At 71.5% G+C, this 19,076-nt stretch carries 23 protein-coding genes; 10 read left to right on the top strand and 13 right to left on the bottom strand.

The annotated features are described in order from the left end of the window. Positions 1 to 7: 7 nt before the first annotated feature. From JMJ55_RS20025 to JMJ55_RS20010, 4 genes are read right to left on the bottom strand one after another with little or no spacing between them, the layout of a single operon-like run. On the bottom strand, positions 8 to 817 hold the full coding sequence (locus tag JMJ55_RS20025; RefSeq protein WP_236033860.1) for an ABC transporter permease: 810 nt from the start codon (positions 815 to 817) through the stop codon (positions 8 to 10). Beyond that, complete coding sequence (locus tag JMJ55_RS20020) at positions 804 to 1,661, bottom strand: ABC transporter permease (protein ID WP_236033859.1); 858 nt, start codon at positions 1,659 to 1,661, stop codon at positions 804 to 806. The genes JMJ55_RS20025 and JMJ55_RS20020 overlap by 14 nt, the downstream gene beginning before the upstream one ends. Next, a complete protein-coding gene (locus JMJ55_RS20015; RefSeq protein ID WP_202827366.1) occupies positions 1,642 to 2,691 on the bottom strand; it encodes an ABC transporter ATP-binding protein in 1,050 nt (349 codons plus the stop codon). Before JMJ55_RS20015 ends, JMJ55_RS20020 begins: the two co-directional genes overlap by 20 nt. Positions 2,692 to 2,704: 13 nt before the next feature. Continuing rightward, entirely contained in the window at positions 2,705 to 3,772 is a 1,068-nt protein-coding gene (locus JMJ55_RS20010) for an ABC transporter substrate-binding protein (RefSeq protein WP_202827365.1), read from the bottom strand. Positions 3,773 to 3,845: 73 nt separating this feature from the next. Here JMJ55_RS20010 and JMJ55_RS20005 point away from each other — a divergent pair, with 73 nt between their 5' ends. Continuing rightward, positions 3,846 to 4,670: a GntR family transcriptional regulator gene (locus JMJ55_RS20005; protein ID WP_202827364.1), complete on the top strand. Its 825-nt coding sequence runs from the start codon at positions 3,846 to 3,848 to the stop codon at positions 4,668 to 4,670. Further along, the gene (locus JMJ55_RS20000; RefSeq protein ID WP_202827363.1) at positions 4,667 to 5,638 is read left to right on the top strand and encodes a tripartite tricarboxylate transporter substrate binding protein; all 972 of its coding nucleotides are present in this window, start codon (positions 4,667 to 4,669) and stop codon (positions 5,636 to 5,638) included. The genes JMJ55_RS20005 and JMJ55_RS20000 overlap by 4 nt, the downstream gene beginning before the upstream one ends. A gap of 7 nt (positions 5,639 to 5,645) precedes the next feature. Here JMJ55_RS20000 and JMJ55_RS19995 read toward each other — a convergent pair whose 3' ends face one another. Continuing rightward, positions 5,646 to 6,629 carry a Bug family tripartite tricarboxylate transporter substrate binding protein gene (locus JMJ55_RS19995; RefSeq protein ID WP_202827362.1) on the bottom strand — a complete coding sequence of 328 codons (984 nt, stop codon included), beginning with the start codon at positions 6,627 to 6,629 and terminating at the stop codon, positions 5,646 to 5,648. A 138-nt stretch (positions 6,630 to 6,767) separates the two neighbouring features. Here JMJ55_RS19995 and JMJ55_RS19990 point away from each other — a divergent pair, with 138 nt between their 5' ends. The 4 genes from JMJ55_RS19990 (at position 6,768) to JMJ55_RS19975 (ending at position 10,246) form a co-directional block, all read left to right on the top strand. Further along, positions 6,768 to 7,781, top strand: coding sequence for an NAD-dependent epimerase/dehydratase family protein (locus JMJ55_RS19990; protein WP_202827361.1), 1,014 nt, complete (start codon positions 6,768 to 6,770; stop codon positions 7,779 to 7,781). Continuing rightward, positions 7,778 to 8,743, top strand: coding sequence for a tripartite tricarboxylate transporter substrate binding protein (locus JMJ55_RS19985; RefSeq protein WP_202827360.1), 966 nt, complete (start codon positions 7,778 to 7,780; stop codon positions 8,741 to 8,743). Before JMJ55_RS19990 ends, JMJ55_RS19985 begins: the two co-directional genes overlap by 4 nt. A 283-nt stretch (positions 8,744 to 9,026) precedes the next feature. Next, positions 9,027 to 9,863, top strand: a complete 837-nt coding sequence (locus JMJ55_RS19980) for an alpha/beta fold hydrolase (RefSeq protein ID WP_202827433.1) — start codon at positions 9,027 to 9,029, stop codon at positions 9,861 to 9,863. Next, complete coding sequence (locus tag JMJ55_RS19975) at positions 9,860 to 10,246, top strand: nuclear transport factor 2 family protein (RefSeq protein WP_202827359.1); 387 nt, start codon at positions 9,860 to 9,862, stop codon at positions 10,244 to 10,246. Before JMJ55_RS19980 ends, JMJ55_RS19975 begins: the two co-directional genes overlap by 4 nt. A gap of 30 nt (positions 10,247 to 10,276) precedes the next feature. Here JMJ55_RS19975 and JMJ55_RS19970 read toward each other — a convergent pair whose 3' ends face one another. From JMJ55_RS19970 to JMJ55_RS19960, 3 genes are all read right to left on the bottom strand, one after another. Continuing rightward, entirely contained in the window at positions 10,277 to 11,620 is a 1,344-nt protein-coding gene (locus tag JMJ55_RS19970) for an MATE family efflux transporter (RefSeq protein ID WP_236033858.1), read from the bottom strand. After that, the gene (locus JMJ55_RS19965; RefSeq protein WP_202827358.1) at positions 11,613 to 12,101 is read right to left on the bottom strand and encodes a winged helix-turn-helix transcriptional regulator; all 489 of its coding nucleotides are present in this window, start codon (positions 12,099 to 12,101) and stop codon (positions 11,613 to 11,615) included. Before JMJ55_RS19965 ends, JMJ55_RS19970 begins: the two co-directional genes overlap by 8 nt. 61 nt (positions 12,102 to 12,162) lie before the next feature. After that, positions 12,163 to 12,771 carry a metal-dependent hydrolase gene (locus JMJ55_RS19960; RefSeq protein WP_202827357.1) on the bottom strand — a complete coding sequence of 203 codons (609 nt, stop codon included), beginning with the start codon at positions 12,769 to 12,771 and terminating at the stop codon, positions 12,163 to 12,165. 143 nt (positions 12,772 to 12,914) lie between these two features. Here JMJ55_RS19960 and JMJ55_RS19955 point away from each other — a divergent pair, with 143 nt between their 5' ends. Then, positions 12,915 to 13,187 (top strand): type II toxin-antitoxin system Phd/YefM family antitoxin, encoded by a 273-nt coding sequence (locus tag JMJ55_RS19955; protein ID WP_202827356.1) that lies wholly within the window; start codon positions 12,915 to 12,917, stop codon positions 13,185 to 13,187. Beyond that, positions 13,184 to 13,576 carry a type II toxin-antitoxin system VapC family toxin gene (locus JMJ55_RS19950; RefSeq protein WP_202827355.1) on the top strand — a complete coding sequence of 131 codons (393 nt, stop codon included), beginning with the start codon at positions 13,184 to 13,186 and terminating at the stop codon, positions 13,574 to 13,576. The genes JMJ55_RS19955 and JMJ55_RS19950 overlap by 4 nt, the downstream gene beginning before the upstream one ends. A 16-nt stretch (positions 13,577 to 13,592) precedes the next feature. On the opposite strand, the gene JMJ55_RS19945 is transcribed toward JMJ55_RS19950, so the two are convergent. Both JMJ55_RS19945 and JMJ55_RS19940 read right to left on the bottom strand, forming a co-directional pair. After that, entirely contained in the window at positions 13,593 to 14,204 is a 612-nt protein-coding gene (locus JMJ55_RS19945) for an HD family hydrolase (RefSeq protein WP_202827354.1), read from the bottom strand. After that, positions 14,205 to 14,960 (bottom strand): MBL fold metallo-hydrolase, encoded by a 756-nt coding sequence (locus JMJ55_RS19940; RefSeq protein WP_202827353.1) that lies wholly within the window; start codon positions 14,958 to 14,960, stop codon positions 14,205 to 14,207. It abuts the gene before it with no gap. 154 nt (positions 14,961 to 15,114) lie between these two features. Here JMJ55_RS19940 and JMJ55_RS19935 point away from each other — a divergent pair, with 154 nt between their 5' ends. Next, on the top strand, positions 15,115 to 15,918 hold the full coding sequence (locus tag JMJ55_RS19935) for a hypothetical protein (protein ID WP_202827352.1): 804 nt from the start codon (positions 15,115 to 15,117) through the stop codon (positions 15,916 to 15,918). Here the strand turns inward: JMJ55_RS19935 and JMJ55_RS19930 are convergent. Beyond that, complete coding sequence (locus JMJ55_RS19930) at positions 15,912 to 16,568, bottom strand: arylsulfatase (RefSeq protein WP_202827351.1); 657 nt, start codon at positions 16,566 to 16,568, stop codon at positions 15,912 to 15,914. The genes JMJ55_RS19935 and JMJ55_RS19930 overlap by 7 nt on opposite strands. A gap of 3 nt (positions 16,569 to 16,571) precedes the next feature. Continuing rightward, positions 16,572 to 17,027, bottom strand: coding sequence for a hypothetical protein (locus JMJ55_RS19925; protein ID WP_202827350.1), 456 nt, complete (start codon positions 17,025 to 17,027; stop codon positions 16,572 to 16,574). Between the two features lie 91 nt (positions 17,028 to 17,118). Here JMJ55_RS19925 and JMJ55_RS19920 point away from each other — a divergent pair, with 91 nt between their 5' ends. Continuing rightward, positions 17,119 to 18,165, top strand: a complete 1,047-nt coding sequence (locus tag JMJ55_RS19920; RefSeq protein WP_202827349.1) for a 2OG-Fe(II) oxygenase — start codon at positions 17,119 to 17,121, stop codon at positions 18,163 to 18,165. A 20-nt stretch (positions 18,166 to 18,185) separates the two neighbouring features. Here JMJ55_RS19920 and JMJ55_RS19915 read toward each other — a convergent pair whose 3' ends face one another. Then, positions 18,186 to 19,067 carry an aldo/keto reductase family oxidoreductase gene (locus tag JMJ55_RS19915; RefSeq protein ID WP_202827348.1) on the bottom strand — a complete coding sequence of 294 codons (882 nt, stop codon included), beginning with the start codon at positions 19,065 to 19,067 and terminating at the stop codon, positions 18,186 to 18,188. Positions 19,068 to 19,076 lie beyond the last annotated feature (9 nt).

The raw sequence follows: 19,076 nt of genomic DNA, 5'->3' as shown, positions 1-19,076 counted from the left end.
GGCGTCCTCAGCGGGTCATGGTCGTGGTGAGAACGCCACGGCCGAACAGGCTGGCGAGGCCGAGGCAGAGGCCGACCAGCAGGATCTGGAGCACCGACACCGCCGCGATGGTCGGGTCGATCTCCATCATGATGTTGTCGAACATCTTCTTGGGCAGCGTCATCTCCGCCCCCGAGAGGAACATCGCGATCACCAGCTCGTCGAAGGAGCTGATGAAGGCGAGGAAGGCGGCGGAGACGAGGCTCGGCCGGAGCTGCGGCAGCGTCACGCGCCAGAGGATGGCGGGCCACCGCGCGCCGAGGCCGGCGGCCGCCTGCTCCTGCGCCTCATCGAAGGTGCGCAACCCGGCGCCGACCAGGATGACGACGAAGGGCAGCGCCAGGACGCTATGCGCCACCGCGATGCCATACCATTCGCCGATGAGCTGAAGACGGGCGAAGACGCCGTAGAGCGCGATGGAGAGGACGATGGTCGGCACGATGATCGGCGCCGCCGTGAGCCGGTCCAGCAGCCGGATGCCGGGCAGCCGCGAGCGCACGAGGAAGAAGGCGAGCGGCACGCCGAGCCCCATGGCCAGCACCGTGCAGAGCGCGGCGACCTTAACGCTGCGCAGCGTCGCTTCGATCCAGCTCGGGTCATCGAGGTAGCGGAGATACCACTGCCAGGACAGGCCGGGCGGCGGGAATTGCAGGTAGCTGGCCGAGGACAGCGAGATCGGGAAGACCACCAGCAGCGGCAGCATCAGGAAGGCGAAGACCAGCCCGGCCACCAGGCCGAGCAGGATGCGCCCGAAGGAGATCCGCCTATGCCGCCTCAAGCCGCCCTCCCCGCGTGATGCGGCCGATCAGGCCATAGATCGCCAGGGTGACCAGCAGCAGCACGGCCGAGAGCGCGGCGGCGAAGGGCCAGTCGAGGAATTCGCGCACCTGCTGCTCGATCAGCATGGAGATCATCACGACCCGCCCGCCGCCGAGCAGCGCCGGCGTGATGAAGAAGCCGAGCGAGAGCACGAAGACCAGGGCGCAGCCGGCCGAGACGCCGGTGAGCGAGAGCGGGAAGGTCACCCGCAGGAAGGCCCGCCAGGGCGGCGCACCCAGGCCCTCGGCGGCCCGCGACAGGTCCGGGTCCACCCGCAGCAGCGCGGCATAGATCGGCAGCACCATATAGGGCAGCAGGACCTGCACCATGCCGATCAGCACGCCGGCCATGTTGTGCAGCAGGGGCAGCGGCGCCTCGATCAGCCCCCAGTCGCGCAGCGCCCGGTTCACCACCCCGTTGCGGCCCAGCAGGACCAGCCAGGCATAGGTGCGGACCAGCACGCTGGTCCAGAAGGGCAGCAGCAGGGCGAACAGGCCCAGCGCCGCGCCGATGCGGCCGGCGCGCGACAGCCAGAAGGCCACCGGATAGGCCAGCACCAGGCAGATCGCCGTCACCGCCGCGGCGATCTTCAGGCTGTCCCCCAAGACCGAGACATAGAGCCCGTCCAGCGCCGCCTTCTCGAAATGCTCGAGGCTGCCGCCCTCGACCGAGAGCGAGAGGAGCCGCAGCACCGGCCAGGCGAAAACGACGCCGAGCAGCAGCAGGGCGGGCGTGGCGAAGGCCAGCAGCGCCAGCTCCCGCCGCCGGCCGGCGAGGCGGCGGCTAGCCCCGGGGGATGACATGCACATCCTCCGGCGCGAAGCCCACGGCCAGCCATTCGCCATCCTGCGCCGGCGGCGGCAGGGAGGGGCGCAGCGGCACGCGGGCCAGCATCTCCGGCCCGTCCTCCATCTGCACCCGCAGCTTCACCGACAGGCCGAGGAAGACCGTCTCGATCACCCGCCCCCGGCCGCGGCAGGGCGCCGCCTCGGCGGCCTCGGCGAGGCGCAGCGCCTCGGGCCGCAGCAGCAGCGTCACCGGCCCGGGCGGCAGGCCGGGCAGCGGCACCGGGGTGAAGCCGCCGATCCGCACCGCGCCATCGGCCAGCACCCCGTCCAGCAGGTTCGACTCGCCGAGGAAGTCGGCCACGAAGCGTGTGGCCGGCCTGGCATAGACCTCGGCCGGGGGGCCGACCTGCTCGATCCGGCCACGATCCATGACCGCGATCCGGTCCGACATGATCAGCGCCTCCTCCTGGTCATGGGTGATGAACAGGGTCGTCAGGCGGAGCCGCCGTTGCAGCCGCCGCACCTCGAGCTGGAGCCCTTCGCGCAGCTTGCGGTCCAGCGCGCCGAAGGGCTCATCGAGCAGCAGCAGGCCGGGGCCGAAGACCACGGCACGGGCGAGCGCGACGCGCTGCTGCTGCCCGCCCGAGAGCTGGCGCGGCAGGCGTTCGCCGAAGCCCTGCAGCTCGACCAGGCGCAGCGCTTCCTCGACCCGGCGGCGGATCTCCTCGCGCCGCACGCCGCGCATCTCCAGCGGGAAGGCGACGTTCCGCGCCACGGTCATATGCGGGAAGAGGGCGTAGTTCTGGAACACCATGCCGACGTCGCGCTTCCGCGGCGGCGCCAGGGTCACATCCTCGCCGCCGAGGAAGACCGCCCCCTCATCCGGGATCTCGAAGCCGGCGACGGTCTTGAGCAGGGTGGTCTTGCCCGAGCCGGACGGCCCGAGGATGGTGAGGAACTCGCCCTCCGCGACATCGAGGTCGACGCCGCCGAGCGCCGTCACATTGCCGAAGCGGCGCACGATTCCCTGGACCGAAAGCTCCATGCGCGCCGCTCCGTCAGCGCTGCAGCATCCAGCGGGTCCAGCGTTCCTGCGCCTTGGCGCCGTTCTCGGTCCACCAGCCGACATCCAGCCAGAATTGCTTGGCGAGGTTGCCCGGCGCGACCGGCAGCATCGGCCGGATCTCCTCCGGCACGTAATTGATCGTCTCCGGATTCAGCCCGGCATAGGACAGCTCGGTCGCATAGATCGCCTGGAGGCGCGGATTGGTCATGACCTGGAGGAATTGCTGCCCCCAATAGGCCTGGCGGGTGCCGCGCGGGATGCCGAAGCAGCCGCTCTTCAGGCTGCCCTCGGTGAATTCCGTCGCCACCGGGGCGTTGCGCCGCGTCAGCTCGAAGAAGCGGCCATTCCAGCCAGAGGCCAGCACCACTTCCTTGTCGACCAGCAGCTGCGCGGGCTGCGCCCCGGTGGTCCACCAGACGGTAATATGCGGGCGGATCTCGTCCAGCTTGCGGAAGGCGCGGTCCATGTCGAGCGGATAGAGCTTGTCCATCGGCACGCCATCGGCCAGCAGCGCGAATTCCAGGTTGTCGGTCGGGTGGTTGCGCAGCGACCGTGCGCCGGGGAAGCGCTTGACGTCCCAGAACTGCGCCCAGCCCTTGGGCTGGCCCCCATTCGGGAAGGCATCGGTGCGGTAGCCGAGCGCGGTGGAATAGGCCGAGGAGATGAAGACGTGCGAATCCCGCGCGACCTCGGGGAAGGAGGAACGGTCGACGATCGCGGGATCGATCGGCTCCAGCAGGTTCAGCGCCTTGGCGCGCAGCCCGTCCTGCCCGCCGATCTCCGTCACCGTCCATTCGGGATTGCCGGTATTCACCATGGCGCGAAGCTTGCCGAAATCGACCGGCGAGGTGTCCACGACGCGGATGCCGTGCAGCTTCTCGAATTCCGCGAAATAGCTGCGGCGGAAGATGCTGTTCATCGCGCCGCCCGAGGCATTCACCACGATCCGGTCCGGCTTCGGCGGCGCCGCGCCCTGCGCCAGGGCGGGCAGGGGGAGCGCCGCGGCGACCAGGCCGCCGGTGCCGCGGAGAAGACCACGGCGCGTTGGACGGGTGATCATGTCCCTCTCTCTCCCCGGATCGGCTCGGCCGGCTCTTCTGCCATCCCGAAAGCTGGCATAGTGTGATCACATCTTGGACGACACGCAATCCTCCGCCGCAACGGACCCCCGCTCCCTCGAGGAGCGGGCCTATCAGAGCCTTCGCCGGGCGCTGGTCGAGGGGTCCTTCGCCCCTGGCCAGAAGCTCTCCATCCGCAAGATCGCCTCGGCGCTGGGGACCAGCCCCATGCCGGCCCGCACCGCGCTGCGCCGGCTGACCGCCGAGCAGGCGATCGACCTGCTGCCTTCCGGCACCGCCATCGTCCCGCGCCTGACCCGCGCCGCCTTCGCCGAGCTGGGCGCCATCCGGGCCGAGCTGGAGCCGCTCGCGGTGCGGCTGGCGACGCCCCGCCTGGATGCGGCGATGCGGCAGCGCCTGGGGCGCATCTATGCGGATGGGATGGTGGCGCGCCGAGCCAACCAGGCGGATGTGGTGTTGCAGGCGGACCGCGAATTCCTCTTCACCCTCTACCGCGCCGCCGCTGCGCCCATGCTGCTCGGCCTGATCGAGGCGCTGTGGCTGCGCCGCGGTCCGCTGTTCCGGGAGGCCCGCTGGGTGATCCTCGGCCGCGTCCCCATGGCGAACCGCCATGCGCAGATCCTGGAGGCGCTGGATGCCGGCGATGCGCGCCGCGCCGCGGAGGCGCTGTGCGAGGAGATCGAGAGCACCACCGCCTATCTCCTGGAGACCATGCGCTTCGTGGACGATCCCGGCGCCGAGGATGGGCTCGGCGCCCTCAGGCCGCTGACCCGGGTGCGGCGCCGCCCGGCACGGGCCGAGGCCCCGGCGCCTGAGGGCCTGCCGGAACGACGCGCCGGGGCTATCATCGGTGAAACACCAGGCGGGGGACGGCGATGAGCGATGTGTCATGGGGGAAGATGCGGCGCCGGGCGATCGGGGCGCTGGCCGCCCTGCTGCTGTCCGGCGTGGCGGCCACCGCGCAGGAGGCCTATCCCGCCCGCCCCGTCCAGCTCATTGTGCCCTATCCGCCGGGCGGCAATACCGATCTGATGGCGCGCGCCCTGCAACCGGCCCTCGCCAAGGCGCTGGGCCAGACCGTGGTGATCGTCAATCGCGGCGGCGCCTCCGGCACGATCGGGGATGCCGAGATCGCCCGCGCCCGGCCCGATGGCTACACGATCGGCCTGTCGCCCAACACGCCGCTGACGGCGCAGCCGCATCTCGTGCCGCTGAGCTACTCGCTCGACAGCTTCCGCTTCCTCTGCCTCGTCTATGACAACCCGCAGGTGCTGATCCTCGGGCGCGGCACGCCCTTCCAGGACCTGGCCGGGATGGTGCGCTTCGGCCGCACGGGCAAGGAGGCGCTGGTCTATGGCTCGCCCGGCCAGGGCAGCACCCAGCACATCCTGATCGCCCGGCTGCTGCGCCAGGCGGGGGTGGAGGCGCTGCATGTCCCCTTCACCGGCGCGGCGCCCATGGCCCAGGCGGCGCTGGGCGGCCAGATCATGGCCTTCGTCGAAAGCCCCTCCATCCCCGTCTCCACCGGCCTGCCGGTGGCCGGCACCTTCACCGCCGGGCGCATCGCCGCCCTGCCGGAGGTGCCGACGGTGACCGAGGCGGGCTTCCCCATCATCGGCAGCTCCGCCGGCGGCTTGGTCGCGCCGGCCGGGCTGCCGGATGCGGTGGCCGCGGTGATCCAGCGCGCCTGCGCCGAGGCGGTGGGCAGCGAGAGCTTCCAGACCGCGGCGGCCCGGCTGAACTCCGTGCCGAGCTACGCCGAGGGCCCGGAATTCCAGCAGCGCTTCGCGGCGGAAAGCGCCGGCAACCGCCAGGTGCTGGAAGATCTCGGCATGGCGCGGGACTAAAGGCCCATCAATCCAGCTGGATATTCGCCTTGCGGATCACCTCGCCCCAGCGGGCGATTTCCGCATTGATGTAGGTGGCGAATTGCTCCGGCGTGTCGCCGACCGGCCGGGCGCCCTGCTCCTCGATCTTCGCGCGCACCCCGGGGTCGCGGACGATCGCCTGCAATTCCTGCGACAGGCGCTGGATGATCTCCCGCGGCATGCGGGACGGCGCCTGGATGCCGAACCAGGCGGTGGCGTCCAGCCCCGGATAGCCGGCCTCGCGCGTCGTCGGCACATCGGGCACCGCCGGGCTGCGCTCGGCCGTCGTCACCGCCAGGGCGCGGAGCCGCCCGTCGCGGATGTGGCCGAGCGAGGAGGGCAGGTTGTCCACCGCCAGGTCGACCCGGCCGGCGATCACCTCGGTCAGCATCGGGCCCGAGCCGCGGAAGGGGACGTGAACCAGGTCGATGCCCGCCACCTGCTTCAGCAGCTCCCCGGTGAGGTGCAGGCTGGTGCCGTTGCCCGAGCTGGCGATGGTCAGCCCCTCCCGCCGCTGCTTGGCCAGCGCCACCGCCTCCTGCAGGGTGCCGACCGGCAGCTGCGGGGCGGCGACGATCACATTCGGCACCGCCGCGATGTTCGAGACCGCGGCCAGATCCTCCGGCTTGTAGGGCATGGAGGTGCGGTACAGCCCGTAATTGATCGCGGCCGTCCCGATCGTCGTCATCAGCAGCGTGTGGTTGTCGGTCGATTTCGCCACCGCCTCGGCGCCGATATTGCCGCCCGCCCCCGGGCGGTTCTCCACCACCACGGACTGGCCGAGCCGCGCGGTCAGCGGCTCCACCAGCAGCCGGGCGACGATGTCGGTGGTGCCGGCGGCGCTGAAGGGCACGATGATCCGCACCGGCCGGTTCGGCCAGCCGGCCTGGGCGGCGGCGCGGCGGCCGGGCAGCAGGGCGGCGGTGGCAAGGCCGGCGCCGAGTGCGGCGCGACGTGTGATGGCAGGCATGGTCTTCCCCAGTGCTGATTGTGCAGTGCTGATTTTGCCCGCCCTTCTAGCGGCGGGGGCTTTGCCGGTCGAACCGGCTTGGCCTGCAACGCGCATCGCGCTTGGATGGCGCCCGAGAACAACACAGGAGGAAACCGCATGGCTGCCCAGGTCCCCATCGCCGGCAATCGCTTCGCCATCATCGGCGGCGCCAGCCTGGTCGGCTCCGCCACCGCCGGCGAGCTGCTGGACCACGGCGCCGCCGAGGTCGTGCTGTTCGATAATTTCGCCTTCGGCTCGGATGCCGCCATTGCCCATCTGAAGGACCATCCGCGCCTGAAGCTGGTGCGCGGCGACGTGATGCGGATGGCCGACCTGCTCCGCGCCACCGAGGGCCTGGCCGGCGTGCTCCAGCTCGCGGCCTATATGACCCTGTCGATGGACCGCGACCCCTGGGCCGGGCTCGATGTGAATATCCGCGGCGTCCAGAACGTGCTGGAGGCCTGCCGCGCCAACCGGGTGAGGAAGGTCGTCTTTGCCTCCTCCAACGCCACCTATGGCTATGGCCCCGGCGTCGCCGGGGAGCTGGTGGAGGATACGCCCTTCCATTCCGCCGGCGCCCCGCCGGCCGCCATCCTCTACGGCGCCAGCAAGATCATCGGCGAACAGCTCTGCCGCGACGCCTTCCGCAAATGGGGCCAGGACTATGTCGTCCTGCGCTATTCCACCGTCTATGGCGAGCGCCAGCACTACCGCGCCGCCAATGCCCTCTACATCATCGAGACCATCGACCGCATCAGGCGCGGCGAGGCGCCGCAGGTCTTCGGCGACGGGTCCGAGACCAAGCATTTCGTCTATGTCGGCGACCTGGCGCGGGCCAACCGCATGGCCTTCGAGAGCGCGGCGACGGATGTGGCGGTGAATACCTCCGGCCCCGCCCCGACCACCACGCTGGAGCTCGTCCAGCTCGTCACCGAGCTGCTGGGCGGCGGCCCCGCGCCGGAATTCATCGGGGCCGAGCCGGGCAAGGTCCGCCTCACTTCCGGCGGCGCCTTCCGCATCGCGCATGAGAAGGCGAAGTCGGCCATCGGCTGGGCGCCCGAGGTCGATATGCGCGAAGGGCTGCGCCGCCTCATCGCCTGGCGCGACAGCAATGAGGGGCGTGGGACATGACCATCCGCCGCCGCGCCTTTCTCGGCACCGCCCTGGCGACACCGGCGATCCTCCCCGCCCTGGCCCAGACCGCGCGCTACCCGGAGCGGCCGATCGAGATCATCGTCGGCTTCACCGCCGGCGGCGGCACCGATCTCGATGCCCGCAGCTATGGCCGGGCGCTGGAGCAGCGGCTGGGCGGCACCGTCGTCATCACCAATCGCCCCGGAGCGGGCGGGGAGCTGGCGCTCGGCGCCGTCGCCCGCGCCAAGCCGGATGGCCATACCCTCGGCACCACCAACTATCCGGGCCTGCTGACCCTGCCGATCGAGCGGCCGGCGCAATTCCGCATGGACGACTTCGCCCCCATCGCCAATCTGGTGACGGACCCGAGCGCCATCACCGCCCAGGCCGAGGGGCCCTTCCGCAGGCTGCAGGACGTGATCGACCGGGCCAGGGCGGCGCCCGAGAGCCTCACCTATGCCTCGCCCGGGATCGGCACCGACGACCATCTGCAGCTGGTGCTGCTGCAGAATGCCGCCGGCATCCGGCTGAATCATGTGGTCTTCCAGGGCGACCCGCAGCTCCGGACCGCGGTGCTCGGCAGGCAGGTGGATCTGATGGGGCTCAATCTCGGCGCGGTCATGGCCGCGCCGCAGGGCTTCCGCATCCTCGCCCAGGCCGGCGCCACGCGCAGCCGCTTCGGCCCGGACATCCCGACCCTGCGGGAGCTCGGCTACCCGGTCGAGATGGCCTCCGAACGCGGCATCGTCGCCCCGGCCGGCACGCCGCCCGCCATCCTCGCCCGGCTGCGCGAGGCGACGGCGGAGATCGCCCGCGATGCGGAATTCGTCCGCACCCTGGAAAGCCGCTTCACCGAACCGGCCTATGAGCCGGGCGAGGCCTGGTTCACCCGGCTGCGCGCGCAGGAGGCAGACTATCGCGGACTATGGCAGCGCAGCCCCTGGGTGCAGCGGGGCTAGGGGCGCGGAAGGAGGGGCATCCGACGCAGCGCGTCCGATCCTCTCGCGCTCTCCCACCAGGGGCCGAAGGGCCCTGAAACCCGCGAGTTGAACAGGGGCATTCCTGAAGCGTCCGTGCCTTGGGTTGCCGGCCGCGGCCTGCTTCCTGCATGCAAAGCGTCTCGGATCCGTCTCCATCCGCCGCAGTCACGCCGCTGCCGAACCGTGTCACCATCGGGGCAGCGGCCGGGACGCAGCGCATTCCGGCAGGCGAAGTGGTCCGCAACAGCGAAGGATACCGATGATGCCATTCGTGACGACCCAGGACGGCGTCGAGATCTTCTACAAGGACTGGGGCCCGAAGGACGCGCGGCCGATCGTCTTCCATCATGGCTGGCCGCTCTCCTCGGATGACTGGGATGCGCAGCTGCTGTTCTTCGTGGCGAAGGGCTATCGCGTCGTGGCGCATGACCGCCGCGGCCATGGCCGCTCGGCGCAGGTCTCGGACGGGCACGACATGGACCATTACGCGGCGGATGCGGCGGCCGTCGCGCGGCATCTCGACCTGCGGAACGCGGTCCATATCGGCCATTCGACCGGCGGCGGCGAGGTCGCCCGCTATGTCGCCCGCTTCGGCGAGCCCGATGGCCGCGTCGCCAAATGCGTGCTGGTCAGCGCCGTGCCGCCGCTGATGCTGAAGACCGCGGCCAATCCGGGCGGCCTGCCGATCGAGGTCTTCGACGGCTTCCGCGCCGCGCTGGCGGCCAACCGGGCGCAGTTCTTCCTCGATGTCCCGACCGGGCCCTTCTATGGCTTCAACCGGCCCGGCGCGAAGGCCGACCAGGGCGTGATCCAGAATTGGTGGCGCCAGGGCATGATGGGCAGCGCCAAGGCGCATTACGACGGCATCAAGGCCTTCTCCGAGACCGACCAGACCGAGGACCTGAAGGCGATCGGCGTGCCGACCCTGGTCCTGCACGGGGAGGACGACCAGATCGTCCCGATCGATGCCAGCGCGCGGCTGTCGATCAAGCTGCTGCGGAATGGCCGGCTCAAGACCTATCCGGGCCATAGCCACGGCATGCTGACCGTGAACGCCGGGATCCTGAACGCCGATCTCCTCGCCTTCGTGCAGGAATGAGCGCGGCAGCGAGCCCGGAGCCGGATTACGACCGGCTGCTCCGCGCCAATCTCGAACGGGTCTTCAACGAACGGGATGCGGCGAAGCGGGCCGCGGCGCTGGAGGAGCTCTTCACCGCCGAGCCGACCCTCTACGAGCCGACCGGCATCGTCACGGGCCGCGCGGCCATTGCGGCGGTGGCGGGCAAGCTGCTGGAGCAATTCGGGCCGGACTTCGCCTTCCGGCCCGAGGGCCCGGCCACCGGGCATCACGGGCTCGGCGTGCTGCGCTGGCAGGGCGGCCCGGCCGGCGGGCCGGCCATGGTCACCGGCGCCGATGCGGCGGAGGTGGTGGAGGGGCGGATCGCGCGCCTCTGGGTCCTGCTCGACTCGCCGGCGCGGTGAAGGACGGGGGCGGCGCGGCCCGCCCCCAAATCACCCCCGCGCCGACCATACCCCCGGCCGCACCGAGAGCGCGGTGATCAGCCCATAGGCGCTGATGCCGAGCGCGACGGCGACGAACTGCCCCTGCAGGCCGAAGCCCATCACATCGGAGAGCAGCCAGCCGCCGCCCACCGCCAGCCCGATGCGCGACAGCGCCGCCAGCACCGGCCCCGCCATCCGCCCCGCGCCCATGCTGGCGAAATACAGCGCCATGCCGACGCCGAAGCCCGGCAGCGCGAAGCCGATCACCGCCAGCGCCTGGGTCGCGATCGCCACCACCGCCGGATCCTGGCTGAAGGCCGCGGCGGTGAAGCCCGGCGCTGCCGAGACGAAGACGCCCACCACCAGCGTCACGCCGAGCGCCATCCAGGCCCCCGCCCAGGCCGTCCGCCGCGCCGTGACCCAGTCCCCCGCGCCGACCGAGCGCCCGACCAGCGCCGTCAGCGCCGAGCCGACGCCGAAGGCCAGCGGCACCATCAGGAATTCGATCCGCGCCGAGACGCCATAGGCCGCGACCGCCGTCGCCCCATAGGCCGCGACCCGGGCGGTGACGAGGATGGTGGCGAGGTTCGCCACCGTCGCCATCGCGCAGGCCACCAGCCCGACCGAGAGGATGCGGGCAAACAGCGCCCCCTGCAGCCGCACCCGGAGGCTCGGCCGGAACCCCGCCCCGCCGGTCAGCACCACCGCCGCCATGCCGAGGCTCGCCGCCGTCATCGTCGCCGCGAAGGCCATCCCCGCGCCGGCGAGGCCAAGCTCCAGCCATTCCATCAGCACCCAGGCCAGTGGCGGGTAGAAGACCCAGCCCAGCAGCAGCACGCGGGAGGCCAGCGCATGCCGCCCCCCGCCGCGCAGCACGGAGGCCAGCGTATTCGCCATCCAGGCCGGCACCGCCCCCGCACCGAACAGCCAGGCGCAATAGGGCGCGGCCGCCTCCGCCGCCTCCGCCCCGCCGATGGCGCCGAGGATGGTCCGCGGGAAGCCGGCCAGCAGCAGCGCGAACAGCAGCCCGAAGCCCAGCGCGATCACCAGCGCATGCGCGACCAGGGTCGAGGCTTCCTCCCGCTTCCCCGCACCCAGCGTCCGGGCGATGGCGGAGACGACGCCGCCGCCCATGGCGCCGGTCGACATCTGCTGCATCAGCAGGGCGAAGGGCAGCACCACCGCCCAGCCGGCCAGGGCCGCCGTGCCCTGCCGCGCCGCCAGCCAGGGCTCCACCAACTGCGCCGCTGCCTGGAGGGCCGCAACCGCCGTGGTCGGCGCCGCGAGCGCCCAGACGCGCCGCAGCAGCACCCCCTGCGAGGGGGGCGCCAAGGCCATCGTGCCGTCAGCCATGGTCGGCTTCCTCCTCGAAGCGCGCCCGGATGGCGCGGCTGGCGCCCGGGCCGGGCAGCACGCGGATATCCTCGAGCGTCAGCGGCGCGCCGCTGGAGGCGAGCAGCGGCGGGCTGCGCACCGGCAGGCCCGTCGCCCGCTCCTCCAGCGCCACCGGCGATCCCTCCGGCCCCACCACCCAGCGATCGGCCCAGGCCTTGAGCGTGAGGAAAATCGGGAAGACATCCCGCCCCTTCTCGGTCAGCCGGTATTCATGCCGCGCCCCGCCGGCCGGCACCCGTTCCAGCAGCCCGTGCTCGGTCAGGTCGCGCAGCCGGGCCGAGAGGATGTTCGGCGCGATGCCGAGATTGCGTTCAAATTCGTCGAAGCGGGTGGTGCCGTAGAAGCACTCCCGCAGCACCAGCATCGCCCAGCGTTCCCCGAGCACGGCCATGGCGCGGGCGATCGGACAGCGCATCTGGGTGAAATCGACACGGCCCATGCGGTGCGGCTCCGGCTGACTTGCATGATGCAAGCATTCCGGCTTGCGTCCTGCAAGCTGATTATACCGGCCGGTTCTGAGGGCTTTCGGAGACCGGAAGCTGGGTCGCCAGCCGGCGGCGCGGGGGACGGGGCGGCAGAGGCGGCGGCAAGGGCAGCGACTCGCAGCAGAGTCCGAGTCGCTCCAGCGTCCGGCGCGGGTCCGGCCGGTCCGGCAGCGTCGCCCAGGCGGCAGCGATCAGCAGGCCCACCACCAGCGGCTCGAAGGCGGAACCGGTGCGGCAGAGCGGCAGGGCCCAGACGCCCTTCAGCGGCCAGGCCAGCCGCAAGCCGCCCGGCGTCAGCAGATCGGCGCCCAGATGGCTGAGATAGCCGGCCACCACCGGCGCCGCCCAGCGCGCCGGCACCGCCCCATAGCGCAACAGCCACCAGCACCCCACCACCGCCAGCACGGAATGGGTCACGCCCCGATGCCCGAACACGGCGGCGAGGATGTCGGAGATGGGCCGCAGCCGCTGCCCGACCCAGGATTTCGGATGGTCGATATCCGGCAGCAGCCCGCCCAGCGCCGCCAGCGCCATCGCCCCGGGTTCCAGTGGCGCCTGGCCGAGATGCGGCGCAAGCGCCACCCAGGCCGCGATGCCGAGCGCTACGTGAGAGCCCGCCATCATGGCGCGCGAAGTCCTTGCCGGTAGTTCTTGGGGTAAGAACGCAAGATTCCCCGTCAAGCAGCGGAAAGTCCAGCATTTTCCACCAAATATTGACGCCGGGGTCGGTTTGTGAACACAATTTGCGTACACAAAGGATCGCACCCATGGCCGAACCGAAGCCGGACCGGTCGCCGCCCCGCCGAGTGGGCGTGCGCGAATTCCGGGCGAATCTGGGCGATGTCCTGCGCCAGGCCCGGCAGGGCCAGTCCTTTCTCGTCACCTCCCGCGACGAGGTCGTGGCCGAGATCCACCCGCCCTCGCGCCCGGCCCAGCGCCGCCGTGAACCGGGGGCCCTGCGCGGCCGGATTCGCATGGCGCCCGATTTCGACACGCTCCCGCCCGAGCTGCTGGCCGCCATGGAGGGCGAGGAGGGGTGAAGCTCCTGCTCGATACGCATGCCCTGCTCTGGTGGCTGGCGGATGATGCCCAGCTCGGGCCGCGGGCACGGGACCTGGTCGCGGATCCCGGCAATGCCGTGCTGGTGAGCACGGCCTCGCTCTGGGAGATCGCCGTGAAGCGGCGAATCGGCAAGCTGGAGGCCGATCTCGGGGAGATCATGGCCGCCCTGGACGATGAGGGCTTCACCCGCCTCGATATCGGTGCGGCGCATCTCCTGGCGCTCACGGGCTTGCCCATGCTGCCGGAGCACCGCGACCCCTTCGACCATCTGCTGATCGCCCAGGCGATCGCGGAAGACGCGACCTTCGTCTCCGAGGACCGGCATACGCCGCGCTACCCGGTGCGGTCCGTGACCTGCTCGGGTTAGTGGACCGCCAGGGCCCTCACAACCCCCGCAACACCCCGAGGAACCGCTCCGCCGCGACCTCCGGCGCCCAGGGCCGCCACGGCTCCTCGCCATACTCCGCCGCCAGCGGATCCTCCGCCATCACCGCCGCGCGGATGCCGAGCGTCCCGCGCACCTCCTCCCGCGTCCAGCCGGCGACATGCACCGCCTCCGCCGCGGCCAGGGCGATGTCGCAGGCCTTGTGGGCGCGGCGTTCCTCCGGCGTCCAGGCCGGCAGGCCGTAGCGCAGCGCGACCACCGCCTGCAGCCTTTCCTGCAACTCGGCGAAGCCGGCGCCGAGGAAGGGCTTCAGGGGCGAGATGCAGTCGAAATTGATCAGGCCTTCCTCGGCATCATGCAGCAGCTCCCGCCGTGCCTGGTCGGGCGTCAGCTGTGGCCGGGACCGTGCCCGGCGCAGCGCCAGCACCGCCAGGGAATGCTGCGCGACGGAGAGCGGCGCGCCCGGCCAGACCGAATGCCCGCCCCAGCGGAAGGTGCGCGACAGGCCGATCGCCAGGTCTTCCTCGGTCCAGTCGAAGGGCGTCGGCGACAGCAGGTCCAGCCGCCGGCCGGAGGGCAGGCGGATCCAGGCGCGTGGTGGTGGCGCCATTCAGAAGCGCGGCTCGGTCAGGTCGAAATCCTGCATCACCGCCAGATCCTCGGAGAACCAGGCGGCGATCCCGGCCCGCCGCTGCCCCAGGTATTCGGGCCGCCCCGCCGCATCCAGCCGCATGGTCAAATCATGGCCCGGGATCAGCAGCGTCCCCGGCACCGCCCGCCACAGCGCCCAGATGCGCTCGAGGCTGGCGCGGCTCTGGGCCGCATCCATCGTCATGTCGGTCGCCATGGAGAGCAGCTCGGCCCGGTTCTTCGCTGCATCGCCGCTGAACAGCAGCGGCGCTGCCCCGCCCTCCAGCCCGAAGACCAGGCAGCCCGGCGTATGGCCGGGGCAGAGATGCGCAGTGAAGCCGTCGAGGAAGCGCTCGCCATCCTCCAGCAGATGCAGCCGCGGATGCCGCAGCAGGTCCTGCACATAGAGCTCGGGCAGCGGGTTGAAGCCGGGCGGCACGTCGCGCGCCCAGTCCATCTCCACCCGTCCGATCCAGACCGCGGCATTCGGGAACAGCGTGTAGTTCACCGCATGGTCCCAATGCGCATGGGTCAGGACCACATCCGTCACCTCCCCTGGCGCGACCCCGGCGGCGGCGAGCTGCCGGCCGAATTCCGGCCGCACCGCGAAGGCGCCGACATCGATCAGGATGGTCCGGCCGCCGCCGCGCAGCAGGGCGATGGTGCTCCAGCCCAGGCCCCCATGGCAGAGCGATTTCCCCGGATAGCCCTGGATCAGCACATCGACCTGGTACATGGCGCCCTCCCGCGGCCGAGCCTCCGACCCCTGGCCCCCCGCGTCAATCGTCACGGATCGCGGCGGATAGGTATTGTTTTCCGCGCGTTTTCAACCGAAAATAGACGAATGGCAGGACGCTGGCGCGTCCCTGGTGTCCTGGGTGTCTCGCAGCATGATCCGATGGGTGGCAGGGGGCTGTGCGGCGGCGATGGTGGCCACCCCTGCCCTGGCCGGCCCATGGCCCCAGGATGCGGGCCATGGCCAGGTCATCACCCAGATCGCCCCCTATACCTCCGAGGTCCGCGGCGTCGATGACCGTGGCCGGCCGACCGGCACCGGCACGCTCTACCGGCTGGATGGCGGGCCTTATTGGGAACATGGGCTGGCGCCGCGCTGGACGGTCGGCCTCGTCCCCCGGCTGCAGGCCGCCTGGCTGCGCGACAAGACCACGCACCAGACCTATACCAGCCAGGGCCTCGCCGAGCTCGGCGGCTTCCTCCGCTACCAGCTCCATCAGGGCCGGCTCGACACCCTCTCGGTCCAGGCCATCGCCTACACGCCAGGCGTCGCGCATGAGACCCGCAACCTCCGCATCGCGGAGCCGAATGCGAGTGTCGGCCTCGCCGCCTCCTACGGGATCGGCATCCCCCTGCCGCGGGGGATGAGCGCCTTCGCCAGCCTCGATGCCGGCTACCGCTTCCGCTTCGGCACCGCCGCCGACGAACTCCGCATCGATGGCACCATCGGCATCCGGCCCATCCCGCGCTGGATGCTGCTGGCGCAGAGCTTCTCCACCATCGGCATGCGCAATGGCGGGCCGGGCGGCACCGACTACTCGGTGAACAAGGTGCAGTTCTCGATCGTCCACGACCTCACCGAACGGCACGCCATCCAGATCGGCTATATGCGGGAGATCGATGGGCGTCGCGTCTCGCTCGGCCAGGCGGTGCTCGGCAGCTTCTGGTACCGCTATTGAACCAGCAGCCGCCGCAGCTTGCGCACCGCGCTGTCGGGCGTGGTGAAGACCGGGCGCCCCGTCGCCTCGGCCACCAGCGGGGCGGCGCGGGCCAGGCTGAACTGCGCCAGCGCCACCACCGCGCAATCGCGCAGCCGCCCTGCCGCCTCGGCCGCCAGCCGGTCATGCGCCGCGCCATCCCCGGCATCCAGCGCCGCCAGGGCGCCCTCGGCATGGCAGGGCAGGATCTCCACATCGCCGGGGAATTCCGGCGGCATGGTCTCGAGCGTCGGGGCGAAGGTGGCGACCAGCCCGATCCGCGGCCGCCCGCCGGGCGAGAGGCGTCGCGCCTCCGCCACCGCCTCCTCGATCATCGCCTCGTTCGGCTTCAGCACGGGCATCGGCGCCTGCTCGGCCGCCACCGCCTCGATGCAGGGGCCAAAGGCCGAACAGGTGAAGAGGATGCCGCCCACCCCCGTCCCCACCGCATAGCGCGACAGGGTCAGGAAGCGCTCCGTCATCGCCGACGTCAGCGCGCCATCGCGGGCCAGATCGGCCGAGAGGCTGTCATCCAGCAGGTTCATCAGCCGCGCCTCGGGCCAGGCCCGGGCGAAGGCGGCCTCGATCGGCGGCGGGGAGTGCCGCAGCGCATGGATCAGGGCGATCCGCATCGTTTAGCTCCGCACGCAGCGCCGCAGCGCCGAGGGGAATTCGTTGCAGCCGGGGAAGGCGATCTCGTCCGGCCCGCGCCGTTCCACCCGCAACATGTTCGGGTTGTCGCCGCAGCCGAAGCCGATATCGGGCGGCATCCGCGCGCCGAGCGGCCCGGCCAGCGGCGCCATCGGCACGAAGCGGAATTCGAGGCCGTTCGGCTGCAGGGCCACCGTCTCGATCGTCCGCTGGCGATAGGCGGTGTCCAGCGCGCTCGCCCGCAGGACCAGGTCGCGGGTGAAGATCACCGTCGGGCTGCCGAAGCAGGCCGGGCTGTCCCAGTCATTCGGCGGATACTGCCCGCCGGTCCAGGCGCCGAAGACCCATTCATGCGGCGGCCCCGGCCGCGGCTGCGCCCGGAGGATGGCCGGCGCCGCCAATGCCGCCGCCGTGGTGATGAGCAGGGCCCGACGCCGCATCCGCAATTCTCCATCCACCGGAATCCAGCCCGCTTGTAGCGCCCTTCCCGGCCGAAGCCCAAGGGGCCGGCCCCAGACGGACTTTTCCCCTATGACGACCGCCGCCATCCGCCTGCTGCCGGGCGACCCCGCCCCCTGGTTCCACGCCCCGGGTGCGGGCAATCCGCGCTACGCCTTCTCCTCGGTCGCCGGCCGCTATGTGCTGCTCGCCTTCCCCGGCGCCGCGCCGGGGGTTGCCGCCACGGCCCATGCCGCGCTGCTCGCCGCCCGGGAGGAGGGGCTGCTCGACGACAGCCGCGCCGCCGGCTTCATCATCGCGCCCCCTGGCGCCGAGGCCGGGCCCGATGCCCTGCCCGGCCTCCGCACCCTGCTCGACCGGGATGGCGCCATCGCCCGCGGCTATGGCGCCGGGGAGCCGCTGGCCCTCTTGCTCGACCCCTTGCTGCGCGTCCTCGCCACCGCGCCGCTGGCCCGGCTGCCGGCGCTGCTCGACCTGCTGCGCCGGCTGCCGCCGCCCGCCCGCCATGCCGGGCCGGAGACGCCCGCCCCGGTGCTGCTGCTGCCCCGCATCCTGGAGCCGGACTTCTGCGCCCGCCTGGTGGACCTCTATGAGGCCGAGGGCGGCCAGGAGAGCGGCTTTATGGTGGAGCGCGACGGCAAGACCATCGGCACCACCGATCCAGGCCACAAGCGCCGGCGCGACCTGCTGCTGGAGGATCCGGAGATCCAGGCCGCGCTCCGCGCCCGCCTCCAGCGCCGGCTGCTGCCCGAGATCCGCAAGGCCTTCCAGTTCCGGGCGACGCGGATCGAACGCTACATCGTCGCCTGCTACGACGCTGCCGAGGGCGGGCATTTCCGCGCCCATCGCGACAACACCACCGCCGGCACCGCGCATCGCCGCTTCGCCGTCACCATCAACCTGAACGAGGAATTCGAGGGCGGCGCGCTCTGGTTCCCCGAATTCGGCCCTCGCCGCTACCGCCCGCCGATGGGCGGCGCGGTGGTCTTCTCCTGCTCGCTGCTGCATGAGGCGACGCCGGTGACCCGCGGGCGGCGTTACGCCACCCTGCCCTTCCTGTACGACGAGGCGGGGGCGGCGCTGCGTGAGGCGAATCTGAAGCATCTTGCGGCAGGCTGACGGCCGATCTCGGAAGGGGGCTAGGCTGCGCGCCCCTCCGCCCCAATCCGGTCCAGCCGCGCCACCATCTCCTCCGGCAGCGTGAGCTCGGCCGCGGCCAGGTTCTCCCGCAGATGCGCGACGGAGGAGGTGCCGGGGATCAGCAGGATATTGGGCGAGCGGCGCAGCAGCCAGGCGAGCGCCACCTGCATCGGCGTGGCGCCCAGCCGTTCCGCCACCCCGGACAGGGTGGAGGATTGCAGCGGGCTGAAGCCGCCAAGCGGGAAGAACGGGACATAGGCGATGCCGTCGCGGGCGAGCTCGTCGATCAGCGCATCGTCGCCGCGATGCGCCAGGTTGTACTGGTTCTGCACGCATGCGATCGCACAGATCCGGCGGCCTTCGGCGACCTGCGCCGGCGTGACATTGCTGAGGCCGATATGGCGGATCAGGCCCTGCCGCTGCAGCTCGGCCAGCACGGTGAGCGGCGCCTCGATTGATCCCTCCGCCGGTCCATGCACGTCGAACATGATGCGCAGATTGACCACCTCCAGCACCCCGAGGCCGAGGTTGCGCAGGTTGTCATGCACCGCCCCGGTCAGCTCCTCGCGCGAGAAGGCCGGGAGCCAGGCGCCCTTGTCGTCCCGCCGGGCGCCGATCTTGGTGACGAGGGTGAGGTTGCCGGGATAGGGCGCCAGCGCCTCCCGGATGAGCTGGTTGGTGACGTGCGGGCCGTAGAAGTCGCTGGTGTCGATGTGGTCCACGCCCTGGGCGATCGCCTCGCGCAGCACGGCCAGCGCCGCCTCGCGGTCCCCGGGCGGCCCGAAGACGCCGGGCCCGGCGAGCTGCATGGCGCCGTAGCCCAGCCGCGTCACGCGGCGGCTGCCGAGCGGATAGGTCCCGGCCTGGTCGATGCTGGTCATGATGCTTCT

The sequence above is a fragment of the Belnapia mucosa genome (genome assembly GCF_016775475.1).
In the GTDB taxonomy this organism is placed as follows: domain Bacteria; phylum Pseudomonadota; class Alphaproteobacteria; order Acetobacterales; family Acetobacteraceae; genus Belnapia; species Belnapia mucosa.
The sequence above is the reverse complement of the archived record's forward strand: the minus strand, read 5'-3'. Positions and strand labels throughout refer to the sequence as shown.